The following is a 15,838-nucleotide window of genomic DNA, read 5'->3' as shown; positions in this document are numbered from 1 at the left end:
CCATTTATTTATATAAGAGTAGAATAGTAAAGGATATCTAACTAGAAAGAAGGAGATTAAATGGATGCAGCCTTTATAACAAAGATCTTATCCATTATTTTACTAGACATTGTATTAAGTGGAGATAATGCTGTAGTCATAGCGCTAGCATGTCGTAACTTACCAAAAAGACAACGGAAAAAAGCCATATTCATCGGTACTGCAGGAGCCATTATTTTACGCGTGTTACTTACATTCGTTGCAGTCTGGTTATTACAAATTCCATTAGTTAAATTAGTTGGTGGTTTATTATTATTCTATATTGCATTTGATTTATTAAAATCTGACGGTGAAGACCCTGATTTGAAAAGCAGTAGTTCACTATTTGCAGCTATCCGTACGATTATCATAGCTGACTTCGTTATGAGTTTAGATAATGTACTAGCAGTAGCTGGAGTTGCAGATGGACATATGGGCCTAGTTATACTTGGACTTGCTGTAAGTATTCCACTCATTGTATTTGGTAGTCAGTTAATCATTAAATTAATGGAAAAATTCCCGATTCTTATTTGGATAGGTGCTTTAATGATTGCTTATACAGCGGGGCATATGATTGTAGCAGACAAGTACGGAGAGCGATTTGTTGAACAAACATTCCCACAAATGGCTTATGTCATTCCTGCTGTTAGTATGATTCTATTGGTGGTATTGGGTGTTTGGGTAAAAAATCGACAAACAAAATATATTTCTAGATAAGCCTGTATAATAAAATAATTACATAGGCAATAGACGCGACTTTATAATTTTTATTATTAAGTCGCGTTTTTATTTGCAGAAATATACTCTGGAAATTTCAATTTCTCTTCCCCTATATCCTCTCAAGTTCACAAGAATGCTCATTTATCCTCCGAAATAGACAGTATCCAGTTTTGAAAGTGCCCTTTGCAACGACCAAAAGTTTGTGTTGACTAGATTATCTACAGTTTCATAGTTTTTTTGAAACGGCATTTAGGAACTCCTCCTTAAAAAAGCTAAAGAACAAGCTATGTAAATATCTATTTATGAGTAACCATCTTCAATTTTATATTCGACATATTATGTAATAATCCTGCAAATAAATTAGAATATTAGGATAAAAAAACTTCCGAAAGACAGTTTTTACTGCCAATCAGAAGTTGAATGGTGAAGAGATTATTTATCTATAACTGTTGCGTTTAGTTCCTCCGTTAGTACTTCTAATTGGTCGATTAAACCACCGATATAAGCAATGGTATTTAAAAGTGGTTCATCAGTCGTAATATCCACTCCGGCCATTTGAGCAAGCTCTACAGGCGTCTTCGTTCCACCAGCTTGTAATACTTTTAACCAGTCTTCAACAGCAGGTTGACCTTCATTTAAAATACGTTGAGATACCTGTGTAGAGATAGTTAATCCTGCACTATAAGTATATGGATATAAGCCCATATAATAGTGAGGTTGGCGCATCCAAGTTAGTTCTGCTCCTTCAGTGATTTCGACTGCATCACCCCAGAAATCTTCCAATACTTCACGTTTTAATCGATTTAATACATTTGCATTTACACTTTCACCTGCGTCAACTTTGTCATACACTTTACGTTGATATGCAGCTTCTAATAAATGTGTAACAAAATTATGGTAATAAGTACGTGAGATAATTGATGCAGTGACCCAACGTTTAAATCGAGTATCTTCTGCTGTTTTCAATAAGTAATTTGCCATCAACATCTCATTCATCGTAGAAGGAGCCTCGATAAAATAAGTTGACGGACGACTGTTGAATAATGATTGCTTCTTATGTGCATTGACAAAGTGTCCTGCATGGCCAAGTTCATGAGCTAAAACAAATACTTCGTTCATACGACTAGTCCAAGAGATTAAAATATAAGGATGGAAACCATAAGGACTTGAGCAAAATGCTCCTGTTGATTTCCCTTCATTTTGGGCAAAGTCAATCCAGCGTTCACTGTATGACTTCTCAACCATTTCCATATACTCATCACCCATAATTTGAAGAGCATTTTCAATATAATTCTTTGATTCTTCCACTGTAATCATAGGCTCAAATTCTGGATCTAATGGAATTTTCAAATCAGCAAACGTCATTTTTTCTAAACCATGGACTTTTTGTAACAGCTTTGCATAACGGCGCATATGAGGTGCTAATTCTGTAGTAATTAAATCAATTTGTCGGTTATATAATGTACGGTCGACCTCTTGATCAAATAGTAAGTAATCTGTTACAGATTCATATCCTCGCAAATCCGAAAGGGTTTTTTCAGTCGTGACATGCGTATTATACGTTTTGGCAGTTGTATGTTGATACTCGCGAAGTTTTTTTGAAAAAGATTCAAAAGCTGCACGACGAATATTAACGTCAGATTCTAATTCCCAGTCTCCTTCAAATAAGCTGTAGTTTAATGGGAAAGATTCTCCATTCGCTGTAAAGTTGTCGAATTTCATATCAACAAGTTTTGTCGTGTTATATAGCTCATATGGGGCATCTAAAGAAGAGCTAAGTGCTGCTAATGTTTTTTCGACTTCAGGGTGTAACTGATATGCTTTTTTCTTGATTATCTGTTTGAGATAATTTTCAAATTGTGGAGCAATTGTAGCAGCTTCTTCTAAAATTTCAGTAGATAGCGCTGAAAGATCACTATGTACGAATGATAATTGACTACCGATTTTTGAAGCTATTGATCCAAACTTACTTGCACGCATCTGTGCATCATCATTCGTTTGATCTACTTCTAATGAAAGGCTAGCATAAGCACCAAAAGGAACGAATTGTTCATTTAGTTTCTCATAGTCTGTCAATACTTGTACGACAGATGAAGAATCAATAATATTACCAGTGTATTTTTGATTAAATAAAAGTGCGTCTTTTTCAATTTGAGCAATTCCAGCATTGTATGTCTCAATAGAATCAATAAGAGGTGATAAGTCCCAAGTTTGTTCAACAGGTATTAAATTACGTGGTGCAAAACTCTTTTTCATTATTAATCTCTCCTTTAAAATTACGAATCTCGAATTATCTTCATTATATTGAAAATATTTAGTAAAGTAAAATAATTCACTATAAATAGTTTATTCCCTGTAAAAAAAAGCTAGCCAATATATCGGCTAGCTTTGAGGACTGCTTATTTTGAAAGCATAATTTTTTCAAGTTCAAGTGGTTCAATATAGTCTGAACCTTTGTAAGCGCGCATATTTCCACCAGAAATTTCATCGATTAATAAAATTTCGCCAGTTTTAGCATCGCGACCAAATTCTAATTTTATATCATAAAGTTCCAAACCTTTTTTAGCTAGTTCCGCTTTAACGAAGTTTGAAATTTCTACAGTACGTTGTTTTAAAGTTTCATATTCTTCAAGAGAAAGAATTTGAAGTTCAGCTAATGCATCAGCCGAGATAGGTGGATCTAAACGATCATCATCTTTAATCGTAACTTCAACGAAAGACTCTAGTTTTTGTCCTTCTTCTACATAAGCGCCGTAGCGTCGTAAAAAGCTACCAACAGCACGGAATCGGCAAATAACTTCAAGTCCTTTACCAAAGACAGTTGCTGGCTTTACAGTCATTGTCGCATTTTCTATATCAGAAGAAATGAAATGAGTAGGGACTTCAATTGCATTTAACTTTTTATAAAAGAATGTAGTGAGACTTAAACCTGCACGACCTGCACCATCAATTGTTAAGCCAACAGTATTCGCACCCGGATCAAACACACCGTTTTCACCAGTTACATCATCTTTGAATTTTAATAATAGAGGACCATCCTCTAATTGATACACATCTTTAGTTTTCCCTTGATATTTAAGTTCCATACATTCAGCCTCCGTTTCATAGTTATTGTAAGTTATTTAGAGTATAAATGATAGTTTTTTTCATAATAAAGGGGAATCTATGTAAAAAAGACGAATATTTATCTAAAAAGCAGTAAACCCATTCGGATTTACTGCTTTGAAGATTAACTATAGGAAGTGTTAAAATTAAATAACACCTTGAGCAATCATTGCATCTGCTACTTTTAAGAAACCTGCGATATTCGCACCAATTAGTAAATTACCTTCATAACCATATTCTTTTGCAGCATCTACGCTGTTACTATAAATTGACTTCATAATATCATGTAATTTTTCGTCGACTTCTTCAAAAGTCCAGAATATACGCATGCTATTTTGAGCCATTTCAAGAGCTGAAACCGCAACACCGCCTGCATTTGCTGCTTTAGCAGGTGCAAAAAGAACTTTGTTTTCTAGATAAATTTGAATTGCTTTCAGAGTTGAAGGCATGTTCGCACCTTCACCGATTGCTTTTACTCCGTTTGTAACGAGTGTTTTAGCGGATTCTTCATCAATTTCATTTTGAGTAGCGCACGGTAGAGCAATGTCACATGGAATAGTCCAAATACCAGAACAACCTTCACTAAAAGTAGCCTCAGGATGACGTTCCACATATTCCTTAATGCGGCCTTGTTCAACTTCTTTAATTTGTTTAACAGTATCTAAGTTAATACCATTTGGATCAAAGATATAGCCGTTTGAGTCGCTACATGCTACAACTTTTGCACCTAGTTGTTGTGCTTTCTCAATAGCGTATACTGAAACATTACCAGAACCAGAAACTACAACTGTTGCATCTTGGAATGTAGTATCAATTTCTTTTAGCATTTCTTGAACGAAATAAACTGTACCATAGCCAGTTGCTTCTTTACGTGCTAAACTACCACCAAAGCGTGGCAATTTACCCGTAATAACACCTGCTTCATAAGCACCACGAATGCGGTTGTACTGACCAAAAAGGAAGCCGATTTCACGGGCTCCTACGCCGATATCACCAGCAGGTACATCAACATCTGGTCCAATATATTTGTGTAATTCTGTCATAAAAGCTTGACAGAAGCGCATGATTTCAGCATCTGATTTCCCTTTAGGGTCGAAGTCTGAACCACCTTTTGCACCCCCGATAGGTTGGCCAGTTAACGAGTTTTTGAAAATTTGTTCAAAACCTAGGAATTTAATAATACTTTCGTTTACCGATGGATGGAAACGAAGTCCGCCTTTGTAAGGTCCAATTGCACTGCTGTATTGTACACGATAACCACGGTTAACTTGTACCTTACCACTATCGTCTACCCATGAAACACGGAATTTTACTACACGTTCTGGTTCGATGATGCGTTCTAATAAACTTGCATCCATTAATTCAGGACGTTTAGCAAAAACAGGAGTTAATGAATAAATGATTTCTTTAACAGCTTGTAAAAACTCAGGCTCATGTGAGTGGTGTTTTTTCAAATTGTTAAACACATCATCGATATACTGTGTTGCAATTTGCTTTGATTCTGTTGTAATTGTGACCATTGTGAATACCCCCAGTAATATTTGACCTATTAGAACATAGTAGCGCTCTTTTTCCAATAATTCAATATTGTAATATTTATGAATATACAATTAAAATGAATATATATGCACGATAACGGTGTCAAAAGTAATGATTTTGAAATATCATACAAGTGTAAATGATAAGTAAATAAAATGTAAATGAGGTTATAAATATGACTGAAATTTTGATAGATGCAGATGGCTGTCCTGTTGTTGATTTAATAATAAAAATAGCTCAGGAATTCCAATTGAAAGTAACCATTTTTTGTGATACTGCCCATCAAATTGAGCGCGAAGGTGCGGATACGGTTACGGTTTCAAAAGGGAGCGATGCTGTTGATTTTGTACTAGTTAACCGCTTACAAAAGGGTGACATAGTAGTTACTCAAGATTATGGTTTGGCAGCTATGGTATTGGCTAAATCTGGTTATGCTATTGATCAAAACGGAAGAAATTACACATCGGATAATATAGAACAATTACTTTTTACAAGACATCTAGGTCAGAAAATAAGGCAAGCTGGTGGTAGAACGAAGGGGCCAAAAAAACGTTCAAAAGAGGCTAATTTGGAATTTGCCGAAGCTTTCCGCCGTTTATGCAAAGAAATTTTGACGAAATCGTGAACTTGGATGAAATAACTTTGATTTCAATTGATTTTAATAATTTGGTTAATGCTTTTCCACAATTAAAGAGGGTAAAACTCCTAAAGAAATACTTTGGTTAAACGAAAAATTCAGCCCATATTCTGAGTTGAGTAATACTAATAATGAAATAGGGCGAGAAGCTATTGATAACGCAGTAGAGAGACTGCTGCGTTTTGCTCGTTTTATAGAAAATGCTTTTCCTGAAACAACTAGTTCAAAGGGAATTATTGAATCGAAGATTGTAAAAATAGCTGAAATAAAGAGCCTTTTAAATAGTTATTACCAAGTAACTGATGAGAGGGAAACACTTATTAAAATGCGATAATACATTGCCTGTCTCAGGCTCGATTAAAGCGCGTCGTGGCATTTAGGAAGTTCTAAAACATGTAGAAAAATAGCATTAGAAGACGATTTACTGACGATAGTAGATTCATATGAATTCCTTGCTTCTAAAGAGGTACATACTCTGTTTTCAAAATATTCTATTTCCTTTGGATCAACGAACAATTTAGGGTTGAATTTGGAATAATGAGTGCAAAACTTGGCTTTCAAGTAACTGTACATATGTCTGCAGATACAAAAGACTGGAAAAAGAAGTTACGAAGAGAAAAAGGCGTAGAAGTTGTAGATTATGAATCGGATTATAGCTTAGCTATCACGAATGGCAAATACAATGCATATTATTTGGGCCACTAGTGTTAACATGGTGCCTGAAGAGTTAAGAAGAGATTATTTAAAAAAGTAAATTAAAATAGATAATTAAATAGAAAATAATACCAAAATATTTCTATTTATGGTAGTTTGAAGTGAGAAGATTTTAATAGACTAATTCTGCTGCGCAGGGGGAATCACATATGAAACTAGAAAATCTGTTAAGGAAGATAGAGTCTGTTCAACAAAAGATTCAATTTTCAGGTACCATTTTTACGAAGCAGGGAACTGATTCACTAGCTAGTATAAGTTTCGGCTACTCAAATCGAAGTGAAAAAATTGAAAATGAAGTAAATACAAAATACGGCATCGCCTCTGGTTGTAAAGTTTTCACAGCTATCGCCATTTGTCAGCTTATCGAAAAAGGAGAGCTCTCCTTTGAGTCGAAATTACAAAATTGTTTACCATTTGAATTTCCGCATTTTGATGAAAATATTACAGTTCACCATTTGCTTACGCATACTTCTGGTATTCCGGATTATTTTGATGAAGAAGTAATGAATGATTTTGAAGAACTATGGATTAAGACACCTATGTACCGTATAAGAAACTTACAAGATTTCTTACCATTGTTTAAAAATGAGGAAATGAAATATCCTGCAGGTGCAAAATTTCAATATAATAATTCGGGATATATTTTGCTTGGTTTAATTATCGAACAAATAACTGGTATGAGCTTTAGCGAATATGTTGAAACGAATATTTTCCAACGAGCAGGAATGCTTGACTCTGGATATTTTGAAATGGATGCTTTGCCTGCAAAAACAGCGATTGGATATATTGATTTTTCTGATGGTACATGGAAAACGAATATATACTCTCTACCTGTAAAGGGAGGGTCTGATGGCGGAGCTTATGTTACTGCAACAGATATGATGAAGCTATGGGAATCGTTAACAAACTATAAACTTTTGAGTGAAAGCATAACCAAACAAATGTTAACGCCTCATGCTCATGAAGTTGAAGGGCTATCATATGGTTACGGAATTTGGATTAAAAAAAACGATGAAGAAGTATCTAAGTATTTGTTAATGGGTTATGATCCAGGAGTTAATTTCCATGCTGCATTTTACCCTAAGCGAGATCTCAAAATTGTCGTCTGTGTAAATACTTCTAAAGGCGCGTATGATATGATTTCAGGGATTGAGGAAGTACTTGCTTTATCTAATTCTTAAATATTTTGTAATAGAAAAGCCGAAGTAGATTAATTTTTCTACTCGGCCCATTTTTTTGTATTGTGTATTTCTTTTAGTATAATATTATAGGTTAATCTGCCTTCGTTACTTCCTCAACAGTTTGTTCAACCTCTTGACGTGTCATTTTCTCATGACCGTTAAGCATAGCTTGTAATGTTTTATGTGCAAGTGCCAAAGGAATTTTACAGAACATTAAGATGCTACGTTTTTTAATGCTTTTATTATACAAATCACCTTTAGCCAAGTTTTCCTCAGCGTATTTGAATAGATCATCGCGTGTCCAACCATCTGGCATGAAGCTTACACCACGTTCATCGTCCTCTTCTTGGTTACGTAAAATGTTCACCGCTTGTAAACCACGTCCGTAACCGATTGCTAATTCACGGTCTGTTTCGATGCCAGCACCCCAGCGCCAAATATCAGATAGCATCGTCCCAACAAGACCTGCTACGTAGTATGTGTAGTCGTCTAAATCTTCTCTTGTTTTAACAACCCAATTTTTGTCTGCCCACTTAGCCATACCTTCAGCCATTTCACTTGTAGAAGCAGCGATTGTCTCGCGAATATCTTCAGGACATAGTGCCAGCCAATCACCAAGTCGGATTGTTACTTCAGGCAGTATATTTTCATATGGTTTAAGTAATAATAAGTAAGCTTCATTATCAAATGGTTTTAATAACATAGTACTTACTTGGCGTAAAAGATCGCTTTTAACGGCGATATCTAAATCCTCATGGTCTTCAATTTCATCAATAGCTCGCATGCATAAATATGCTGTTGCAACAGTTGTTTTCAATTCTTTTTGCAAAAATGTAATAGGAATAAAAAAAGTGCGACTTGTTGCTTTTAAAACGCTCATCGCTTCTTTATAGAGTGCTTTTTGTTCTGACATTTTGTCTTCCTCCGTTCAATCAAAAAATCTTCCATACTATCGTATATCAAATAGTGAAAAAGATACAACTAAATCCGTATAAACAAATAAATCTTATAGAAATAAAATAAATGTTTTGTGTTAAATATTTAAACGTGATAATATTTAGTTGTCTAATAAATTTAGTTTCACATAAATCCTTAGACATCTAAATATTTTCTATAAAAGGAGTTTTTATAATGGGTAGATTAGATAATAAAGTAACAATCATAACAGGTGGAGCATCAGGTATTGGAGCAAAAATGGTAGAATTATTTGCTCAAGAAGGCGCAATTGTTATTGCAGCTGATATTAACGATGCTGCAATCGCTGCAATCGACAACGGAAAAAACATTTTCGGAATGAAATTAAATGTTATGGATGATGCAAACTGGAAAGAACTAGTTGAAAATATCGTTGAAAAATTTGGTAAAATTGATATCCTTGTTAATAACGCTGGAATTTCATCAGAAAAACCAATGGATGCTATTACAGTTGATGACTGGTCATTAATGCACAATATTAACGCATTCGGACCTTTCTTAGGTATGAAACACGTTTCTGCAGTAATGAAAGAAAATGGAAAGGGTTCAATCGTTAACATTTCTTCATTCACAGCTCAAATTGGCATGGGCTTAAATGCATACTCTGCTTCTAAAGGTTCTGTTCGTGCTATTTCTAAAGCTGCTGCAACTGCATTCGGTAAATTTGGCGTACGTGTAAACGCAGTATTCCCAGGAATTATCGAAACACCAATGACTGCTGTATTAAAAGATTCTGCTGCATACGTAGAATCTATGGTTAAAGCGACTCCACTTTCTCGTCTTGGACAACCAGCTGATATTGCAAACGCTGCAATCTTTTTAGCATCTGATGAAGCTTCATTTATTACTGGTTCTGAACTTGTAATCGATGGTGGATTCTCAGCACAATAATTTTGTATATGGAGTTGGATGCCATTGAAAAATAATCCTACCCTATTTGACCTTGTCCATGTACTTGATAAAGCAAATGAGAACATGATTTTAGCTTGGAAAAAGTTATTTAAAGTTAATATAGGGATATCACATATATTAGTATTGAGCTATTTAAAAGAACATGGTAAAAGTAAACCTTCGGATATTGCAAAATACCTTGAGTTTGCACCGCCTTCTTTAACACATTTAGCAGAAAAACTAATTCACAATCAATATTGTGTTCGATGTCAGGATTCATATGATAGAAGAATTTCTTATATTCAAATTACACCACTAGGGTTAGAAATCTTAGAGGAAGCTAGTTTGTTAGGTGCTGAAATGCGACAAGAATATTTCAAAATTCTTTCAGAAGATGAAATCCAAAAACTTTTCTCAATATATACAAAATTAACAAGTCAATAATTAATGTTGAATTGTGGTAAGAAGGGCGAACTTTGTTCGTCCTTCTTTTTTTGTGTAATAAAAACCTAAGCATAAATTACGAATTTTCCCTTTATTATATCTTTTATAAACTTTGTAGAGATTACTTGGGGAAAGAGTCGTGTTTATTTTTATACATTTAATAGAAAGTGGAGTTTAGTAAAAGAAAATACAATCAGTCAATTAAGTTTTATTAAATAATAATGAGAATTGACGTCTAGATTACCTACCTTATCAATGCGTCCTTTTTGTTCAAAATGATATAATAAGAATATTTCGAAAAACTTATTTAGAGGAAGGACAGGGGAAATGGGACAATTATGGTTTGGTGGTACAATTTACACGATGCAACATGATGGGGATACAGTCGAAGCGGTACTTGTTGAGAGTGGTAAGGTTAAAAAAGTAGGAACGTACGAAGAGCTAAAAACCCAAGCAGAAGAGGTTATTGATTTGCAAGGAGCCGTGATGTATCCAGGGTTTGTTGATAGTCATTTACATATGATTGGCTATGGAGAAAAACTGTTGCGACTGGATTTAACAAATGTGAAATCTTCTGATGAGTTGCTAGATGTAATTAAACAAGCAGCTGCTAATTGTTCTAGTGAAGAATGGTTAATCGCTGAAGGTTGGGATGAAAATCAATTTAATGATATTCGCATTCCAACTGTTCAAGAATTGGATGCTATTCGTCAAGAACCGATCGTCCTAAAACGTATATGCAGACATGTCGTTCTTGCGAATACTTCAGCAATGGCTGCTAGTAATATTACTCAAGAAACGCCAAATCCAGAAGGTGGTGAAATTGGTCGAGATGAAAATGGATTATTAACGGGACTATTATATGATCAAGCGCTTTACAAAGTATTAGATCAAATACCTGTAGAGCAAGAATATTCTTTAACAAATACATTAGAGTTAGCCGTAAATCATTTGCTGTCACTTGGTTTAACTGGTGGACATACTGAAGATATGAGTTATTATGGGCATTTTTCCAATCCGCTGAATGCTTTTAATGAAATTATAGGTAAAAGGAAAAATTTTAGAGCACATTTATTAAGGCATCATCTTGCGTTCGAACAAATGATGACCTCAAACGCAACTTTTACTGAGCCATTTGTAGAACCCGGTGCGATGAAGATTTTCTCTGATGGTGCACTTGGTGGTGCAACAGCTGCATTACTTGAACCATATGAAAATCAGCCACAAAATAAAGGGTTATTCATCCATACCTCTAAACAACTTGATCAACTTGTAAAATTGGCACGTTCTTATGGTGAAGCTGTGGCAGTCCATATAATTGGTGATGCCGCTCTTGAACAAGTATTGACAGCAATCGAAGCTAATCCTATAACGAATGGAAAAAAAGATAGGCTTATTCATTGCAGTGTTGTTAATGACTTACTGATTGAACGAATGAGTAAATTGCCCGTTATTTTAGATATTCAACCACAATTTATCCTTTCTGATTTCCCATGGGTTGTTGATAAAATCGGTCCAAAGCGAGCTGAATTGACCTATCCATTTAAACGTTTTTTAGATAAAGGATTGATATGTGCAGGAGGTTCCGATGCACCGATTGAAGATGCGAATCCTTTGCTTGGTATTCATGCTGCAATCGCTCGCAAAAAGCATGAGGAAAGCCATGAAGGATATATCCCAACAGAAAAACTTACACGTTTTGAGGCAATTTCCCTCTATACAACTGGTAGCGCCAAGGTAATTAGCAAGGAACAGGTAAGGGGTACCATTCAACCGGGATATGATGCGGACTTTTCTATTTTCGACAAAGACTTATTTGTTTGCGAATTAGATGAAATTCCAAACGCTATTGCACTTAAGACAGTTGTTGCAGGGAATATAGTTTTTTCAAAATAAGTGATTAGAATTTTAGAAAAAATGATAACATCGTAGGAAATCATTGCACAAAACTGCACATAGCAGTAAAGTTTAGATTGGGCGATCACAAAGGAGAATGGTATGACTAAGGCAATTGGAATAGACGCAGGGGGTACACTAACAAAATTAGCTTATGAAAATGAATTTGGCGAGCTAGTGTTAGAGCATTTCCCTTCGAATCACTTACAAGCTGTAACGGACTGGATTAGCAATCACCCTGAAATAGAAGAGATTGGCTTAACAGGCGGAAGAGCAGAGCAAGTTAAACATTTACTAAAAGAAGTAAAATCCATCCATTACATAGTTGAATTTGAAGCTACATTAAAAGGGGTTCGATATCAACTAATTCAGCATGGTCATCAATTTGACCGCAGCATCATTACAAATGTTGGTACAGGTACATCCATTCATTTTATGGATGGTGAAACACATAATCGTGTTGGTGGTACTGGTATTGGTGGAGGAACACTAGTCGGACTGGCAGCATTAACGACAGGAATATACGACTATCATGAAATTATTAAAAAGGCACAGTATGGTGAAAGACAAGAAATTGATCTTCTAGTACAAGATATTTATCAAGGGATGGATACTCCGATTGCAGGTACTTTAACGGCAAGTAACTTTGGTAAAATGGGAATTGATGAAACGAAGAATCACCCTATTGAAAATATTTTAGCAACAGTGCAAGGCCTAGTAGGGGAAGTCATCACAACATTAAGTATCCAGCTAGCAGAACAAAATCAAGTCGAACATATTATATATATTGGTACAACTCTAAACGAAAACGAAGCATTAAAAAAAGTTATCGCCAACTACACAATTTTAAAAAAGAAAACGCCTATCTTCTTAGAAGACCATGGTTTTAGTGGTGCAATAGGCGCCTTTTTAAATATAACAGTCAATCAAAAGAGCTGAAAAAACTTAGAGTTAATTTGTTAGACAAAAACTTAAATTTGAAAACTAAGTTATCTATAGTAAACCGTAAGAGTGAAATTGCTCTTACGGTTTTTTGTTGAAGTAGTGATTAATATGTTTGATATAAAGTAATTTTTATTAATTATTTGGGTAAAATGGAAATTAAAGGTATTATAAAGATAGGCTAATAAAGGAGGTATTAAATGTCTAAAAAGTATTTTATAAAAATGTTCTTATTGATAAGTTTACCTCTATTCACCTGTTTATATTTAGATGATAGGATTGGGTTTATTCCTTCTACTATTGCTGGGTTTGTTTTACTTATTGTTTTAAGTCTCCTGTTGTTTTCAAGAAAAGAAAAAGTATAAGAAATGGATGGAATCGGGGAATCATTTAACTTTCTCTTTACTTCATCACATTATAGAATGGGTATTGGATTAAATTAATAATTTTAATAATATGAGGGGCAATTCTGCGTTGGGAAATCAACATAAGAGTAGCCTCTTTTTTAATTATGAATATAAATCCCTCTTTACAAACGATATTAGTAGGAATAAAATTAAATTATTATTTACTTAGGTAAATAAAATGTGGAGGTATACAAATGAATCCTTTATTTCATGAAATCTTTCAAACTACTCGAGATATTACAAATAAATTAAACAGTTGTTTAAAAGAGCATGACCTTTATAGCAGTCAGTGGACGATTCTCTATACGATTAATAAAAATGGACCGATGTCATTAACAGACATCTGGAAGTACTTAAAGGTTGAGGCACCTACTGTGACACGAACTGTTGCAAGACTAGAGCAGCTTGATTGGATTGTGCGAACAGAAGGGGAAGATCGTCGAGAAAAAATAGTATCCTTTTCCGAAGAAGGTAAGAAAAAATTCCCTGATGTTTTAGCTTCAGTATTGCAATTTGAGGAGGGTTTGATAGAAACGTTTAATGATGAGGAACAACAGCAGCTGCTAGATCTGATATGTAAGTTGAAAGGAAGAGCGAATCATTGGAAAAGTTAGAAAAAATTTGGACGAAACGGTTTATTAGTCTTTTCTGTACGAATATGGCCGTGTTTTTTGTTTTTTACGGATTAGTTTCCGTGTTACCACTTTATGCAACTGAAGATTTAAACCGTTCTGATAGTGATGCCGGTTTATTATTATCTATCTTCCTACTATCTGCAATTATTACACGCCCATTTACGGGGAAAGTTTTAGAGCATTTTGGAAAGCGTAAACTGCTTTATATTAGTTTAATCGGTTACTTTGTATGTACCGTACTATACTTATTCTTTAAGCCGTTTGCACTTTTATTATTACTGCGCTTTATACAAGGGATTTTCTTTAGCATATTAACGACAGCAAATAATTCTATAGCTGCAGATATCGTTCCACCATCTCGGAAGGGTGCGGGACTTGGATATTTTACAATGTCACTAAACTTAGCGGTAGTACTTGGACCTTTTGTTGGTCTTTTGGTCATTCAGTATTTAAATTTCGAAATTTTGTTCATTATTATGAGTGCAGTTATTTTAATAGGAGGTATTGCAGCGCTATCGATTAAATTAGATGATATTCCACAGGGCACTAAACAACAAAAATTTTCGATATCCTTTTCAGATTTATTCGAGAAGAAGGCATTACCTACAGCTGCTTTAGCATGTTTTGTTGCAATTGCTTATGCTAGTGTATTATCTTTCTTATCTGTTTACGCAAAACAAAAGGGTTTGATGGAAGTTGCTAGTTTATTTTATGCAGTTTACGCAGCAGCCATGCTGTTAACCCGTCCACTTACAGGACGCTTGTATGATCAAAAAGGACCTAAATTTGTTATTATTCCAGGTTTTATCCTTTTTATCTTAGGATTAATTACGCTAGCTTATGTCAATGGGCCAGTGTTATTCATGCTCGCGGGAGTATTAATTGGACTTGGTTACGGAGCACTTGTACCAAGTTTCCAATCAATGACGATTCAATCCACCGATCCTAGACGTACTGGCTATGCTACTGCTACATTCTTTACACTATTTGATGTAGGGATTGCCTTAGGGTCATGGCTTCTTGGTATTATCGCCACACATTATGGTTATGTAGAAGTTTATCTTGCTGCAGCATTTGTTGTTGCGATTGGAGCAATAGCATTTATGTTGACGCAATTGAAAAAGCAATTAACTGAAGTGAAATAGCAAAAAGCAAACTCCATTAACGAGTTTGCTTTTTTTGATATGAACGCAATGCTTCTCTTGCAAGTGTATCTGCTGCACGATTTTCAGAACTAGGAATCCATTTAATGAAAAATAAATCGAATTTTTTTGAAAGCTCAAGCGCTTCTTCTAAATATGGTTTATATGCTTCATTTTTTACATATTCCTTTTCAATAGATGCGACAACTATTTTAGAATCAGAACGAACAGAGATCATACCCGTAGATAATTTTAACGCTTCTGTTAATCCGCGAACAAGTGCGATGAATTCTGTAGTGTGATTATCATTTTCCCCTATAGATTCACCAATTTTAATTAATTGACCTTCACCTTTAATGAATATTCCTATTGCGCTAGGACCAGGGTTTCCAGCAGTTGCTGCATCAATATATAATTCAATCATTTAGTCACCTGCTACATCATATTTATTACTTAAGTATATTTGATGTAGAGAAATATGAAAAGGTGCAGAAAAGGAATAGGACTAGTTTGGATAGCGTAAACTAAAAAGCAATTGTAGAAAGCTAATAATTGTAACTAAATGCTCCAAGTAGTAAAATAAAAATTATTG

16 protein-coding genes are annotated in these 15,838 nt (G+C 34.7%); 11 read left to right on the top strand and 5 right to left on the bottom strand.

The features are described 5' to 3' along the window. Positions 1 to 60: 60 nt before the first annotated feature. Positions 61 to 735 carry a TerC family protein gene (locus MKY02_RS15230; RefSeq protein ID WP_038190512.1) on the top strand — a complete coding sequence of 225 codons (675 nt, stop codon included), beginning with the start codon at positions 61 to 63 and terminating at the stop codon, positions 733 to 735. Between the two features lie 435 nt (positions 736 to 1,170). On the opposite strand, the gene pepF is transcribed toward MKY02_RS15230, so the two are convergent. The 3 genes from pepF to gdhA all read right to left on the bottom strand — a co-directional run bounded on the left by pepF (position 1,171) and on the right by gdhA (position 5,363). After that, positions 1,171 to 2,994: an oligoendopeptidase F gene (pepF, locus tag MKY02_RS15225; protein WP_076033967.1), complete on the bottom strand. Its 1,824-nt coding sequence runs from the start codon at positions 2,992 to 2,994 to the stop codon at positions 1,171 to 1,173. Between the two features lie 143 nt (positions 2,995 to 3,137). Beyond that, positions 3,138 to 3,824, bottom strand: a complete 687-nt coding sequence (locus tag MKY02_RS15220) for a phosphoribosylaminoimidazolesuccinocarboxamide synthase (RefSeq protein ID WP_038190505.1) — start codon at positions 3,822 to 3,824, stop codon at positions 3,138 to 3,140. Positions 3,825 to 3,989: 165 nt separating this feature from the next. Further along, positions 3,990 to 5,363 (bottom strand): NADP-specific glutamate dehydrogenase, encoded by a 1,374-nt coding sequence (gene gdhA / locus MKY02_RS15215; protein WP_038190501.1) that lies wholly within the window; start codon positions 5,361 to 5,363, stop codon positions 3,990 to 3,992. A gap of 194 nt (positions 5,364 to 5,557) precedes the next feature. Between gdhA and MKY02_RS15210 the strand changes: the two genes are divergently transcribed. The 3 genes from MKY02_RS15210 (at position 5,558) to MKY02_RS15200 (ending at position 7,914) form a co-directional block, all read left to right on the top strand. Further along, positions 5,558 to 6,007 (top strand): YaiI/YqxD family protein, encoded by a 450-nt coding sequence (locus MKY02_RS15210; RefSeq protein ID WP_076065174.1) that lies wholly within the window; start codon positions 5,558 to 5,560, stop codon positions 6,005 to 6,007. 549 nt (positions 6,008 to 6,556) lie between these two features. Next, positions 6,557 to 6,724 (top strand): hypothetical protein, encoded by a 168-nt coding sequence (locus tag MKY02_RS15205; RefSeq protein ID WP_155981208.1) that lies wholly within the window; start codon positions 6,557 to 6,559, stop codon positions 6,722 to 6,724. A 158-nt stretch (positions 6,725 to 6,882) separates the two neighbouring features. Further along, on the top strand, positions 6,883 to 7,914 hold the full coding sequence (locus MKY02_RS15200) for a serine hydrolase domain-containing protein (protein WP_340711479.1): 1,032 nt from the start codon (positions 6,883 to 6,885) through the stop codon (positions 7,912 to 7,914). A 91-nt stretch (positions 7,915 to 8,005) separates the two neighbouring features. Here the strand turns inward: MKY02_RS15200 and MKY02_RS15195 are convergent, their stop codons facing one another. Next, a complete protein-coding gene (locus MKY02_RS15195; RefSeq protein ID WP_038190491.1) occupies positions 8,006 to 8,827 on the bottom strand; it encodes a squalene/phytoene synthase family protein in 822 nt (273 codons plus the stop codon). 218 nt (positions 8,828 to 9,045) lie between these two features. On the opposite strand from MKY02_RS15195, the gene MKY02_RS15190 reads away from it, so the two are divergent. From MKY02_RS15190 to MKY02_RS15160, 7 genes are all read left to right on the top strand, one after another. Continuing rightward, on the top strand, positions 9,046 to 9,780 hold the full coding sequence (locus MKY02_RS15190; protein ID WP_038190490.1) for an SDR family NAD(P)-dependent oxidoreductase: 735 nt from the start codon (positions 9,046 to 9,048) through the stop codon (positions 9,778 to 9,780). Between the two features lie 24 nt (positions 9,781 to 9,804). After that, on the top strand, positions 9,805 to 10,224 hold the full coding sequence (locus tag MKY02_RS15185; RefSeq protein ID WP_235175776.1) for a MarR family winged helix-turn-helix transcriptional regulator: 420 nt from the start codon (positions 9,805 to 9,807) through the stop codon (positions 10,222 to 10,224). Between the two features lie 327 nt (positions 10,225 to 10,551). Beyond that, complete coding sequence (locus MKY02_RS15180; protein ID WP_076065171.1) at positions 10,552 to 12,120, top strand: amidohydrolase; 1,569 nt, start codon at positions 10,552 to 10,554, stop codon at positions 12,118 to 12,120. Between the two features lie 102 nt (positions 12,121 to 12,222). Then, positions 12,223 to 13,059: a type II pantothenate kinase gene (gene coaW, locus MKY02_RS15175; protein ID WP_038190476.1), complete on the top strand. Its 837-nt coding sequence runs from the start codon at positions 12,223 to 12,225 to the stop codon at positions 13,057 to 13,059. Between the two features lie 203 nt (positions 13,060 to 13,262). Next, a complete protein-coding gene (locus MKY02_RS15170) occupies positions 13,263 to 13,427 on the top strand; it encodes a hypothetical protein (protein ID WP_155981207.1) in 165 nt (54 codons plus the stop codon). Between the two features lie 236 nt (positions 13,428 to 13,663). Continuing rightward, positions 13,664 to 14,083, top strand: coding sequence for a MarR family winged helix-turn-helix transcriptional regulator (locus tag MKY02_RS15165; protein ID WP_340711478.1), 420 nt, complete (start codon positions 13,664 to 13,666; stop codon positions 14,081 to 14,083). Then, a complete protein-coding gene (locus MKY02_RS15160) occupies positions 14,071 to 15,249 on the top strand; it encodes an MFS transporter (protein ID WP_076065170.1) in 1,179 nt (392 codons plus the stop codon). The genes MKY02_RS15165 and MKY02_RS15160 overlap by 13 nt, the downstream gene beginning before the upstream one ends. A 16-nt stretch (positions 15,250 to 15,265) precedes the next feature. On the opposite strand, the gene MKY02_RS15155 is transcribed toward MKY02_RS15160, so the two are convergent. After that, positions 15,266 to 15,670, bottom strand: a complete 405-nt coding sequence (locus tag MKY02_RS15155; RefSeq protein ID WP_038190466.1) for a ribonuclease HI family protein — start codon at positions 15,668 to 15,670, stop codon at positions 15,266 to 15,268. Positions 15,671 to 15,838: the final 168 nt, after the last annotated feature.

This window comes from Viridibacillus sp. FSL R5-0888 (genome assembly GCF_038009105.1).
GTDB classification, from domain to species: Bacteria; Bacillota; Bacilli; order Bacillales_A; family Planococcaceae; genus Viridibacillus; species Viridibacillus arenosi.
The sequence above is the reverse complement of the archived record's forward strand: the minus strand, read 5'-3'. Positions and strand labels throughout refer to the sequence as shown.

Bases quoted from the DNA above. Each gene is read 5' to 3' on its own strand.
- MKY02_RS15180 (WP_076065171.1), top strand. From the start codon at position 10,552: ATGGGACAATTATGGTTTGGTGGTACAATTTACACGATGCAACATGAT.
- coaW (WP_038190476.1), top strand. From the start codon at position 12,223: ATGACTAAGGCAATTGGAATAGACGCAGGGGGTACACTAACAAAATTA.
- MKY02_RS15205 (WP_155981208.1), top strand. From the start codon at position 6,557: ATGAGTGCAAAACTTGGCTTTCAAGTAACTGTACATATGTCTGCAGAT.
- MKY02_RS15200 (WP_340711479.1), top strand. From the start codon at position 6,883: ATGAAACTAGAAAATCTGTTAAGGAAGATAGAGTCTGTTCAACAAAAG.
- pepF (WP_076033967.1), bottom strand. From the start codon at position 2,994: ATGAAAAAGAGTTTTGCACCACGTAATTTAATACCTGTTGAACAAACT.
- MKY02_RS15190 (WP_038190490.1), top strand. From the start codon at position 9,046: ATGGGTAGATTAGATAATAAAGTAACAATCATAACAGGTGGAGCATCA.
- MKY02_RS15195 (WP_038190491.1), bottom strand. From the start codon at position 8,827: ATGTCAGAACAAAAAGCACTCTATAAAGAAGCGATGAGCGTTTTAAAA.
- MKY02_RS15230 (WP_038190512.1), top strand. From the start codon at position 61: ATGGATGCAGCCTTTATAACAAAGATCTTATCCATTATTTTACTAGAC.
- gdhA (WP_038190501.1), bottom strand. From the start codon at position 5,363: ATGGTCACAATTACAACAGAATCAAAGCAAATTGCAACACAGTATATC.
- MKY02_RS15155 (WP_038190466.1), bottom strand. From the start codon at position 15,670: ATGATTGAATTATATATTGATGCAGCAACTGCTGGAAACCCTGGTCCT.
- MKY02_RS15220 (WP_038190505.1), bottom strand. From the start codon at position 3,824: ATGGAACTTAAATATCAAGGGAAAACTAAAGATGTGTATCAATTAGAG.
- MKY02_RS15170 (WP_155981207.1), top strand. From the start codon at position 13,263: ATGTCTAAAAAGTATTTTATAAAAATGTTCTTATTGATAAGTTTACCT.
- MKY02_RS15165 (WP_340711478.1), top strand. From the start codon at position 13,664: ATGAATCCTTTATTTCATGAAATCTTTCAAACTACTCGAGATATTACA.
- MKY02_RS15210 (WP_076065174.1), top strand. From the start codon at position 5,558: ATGACTGAAATTTTGATAGATGCAGATGGCTGTCCTGTTGTTGATTTA.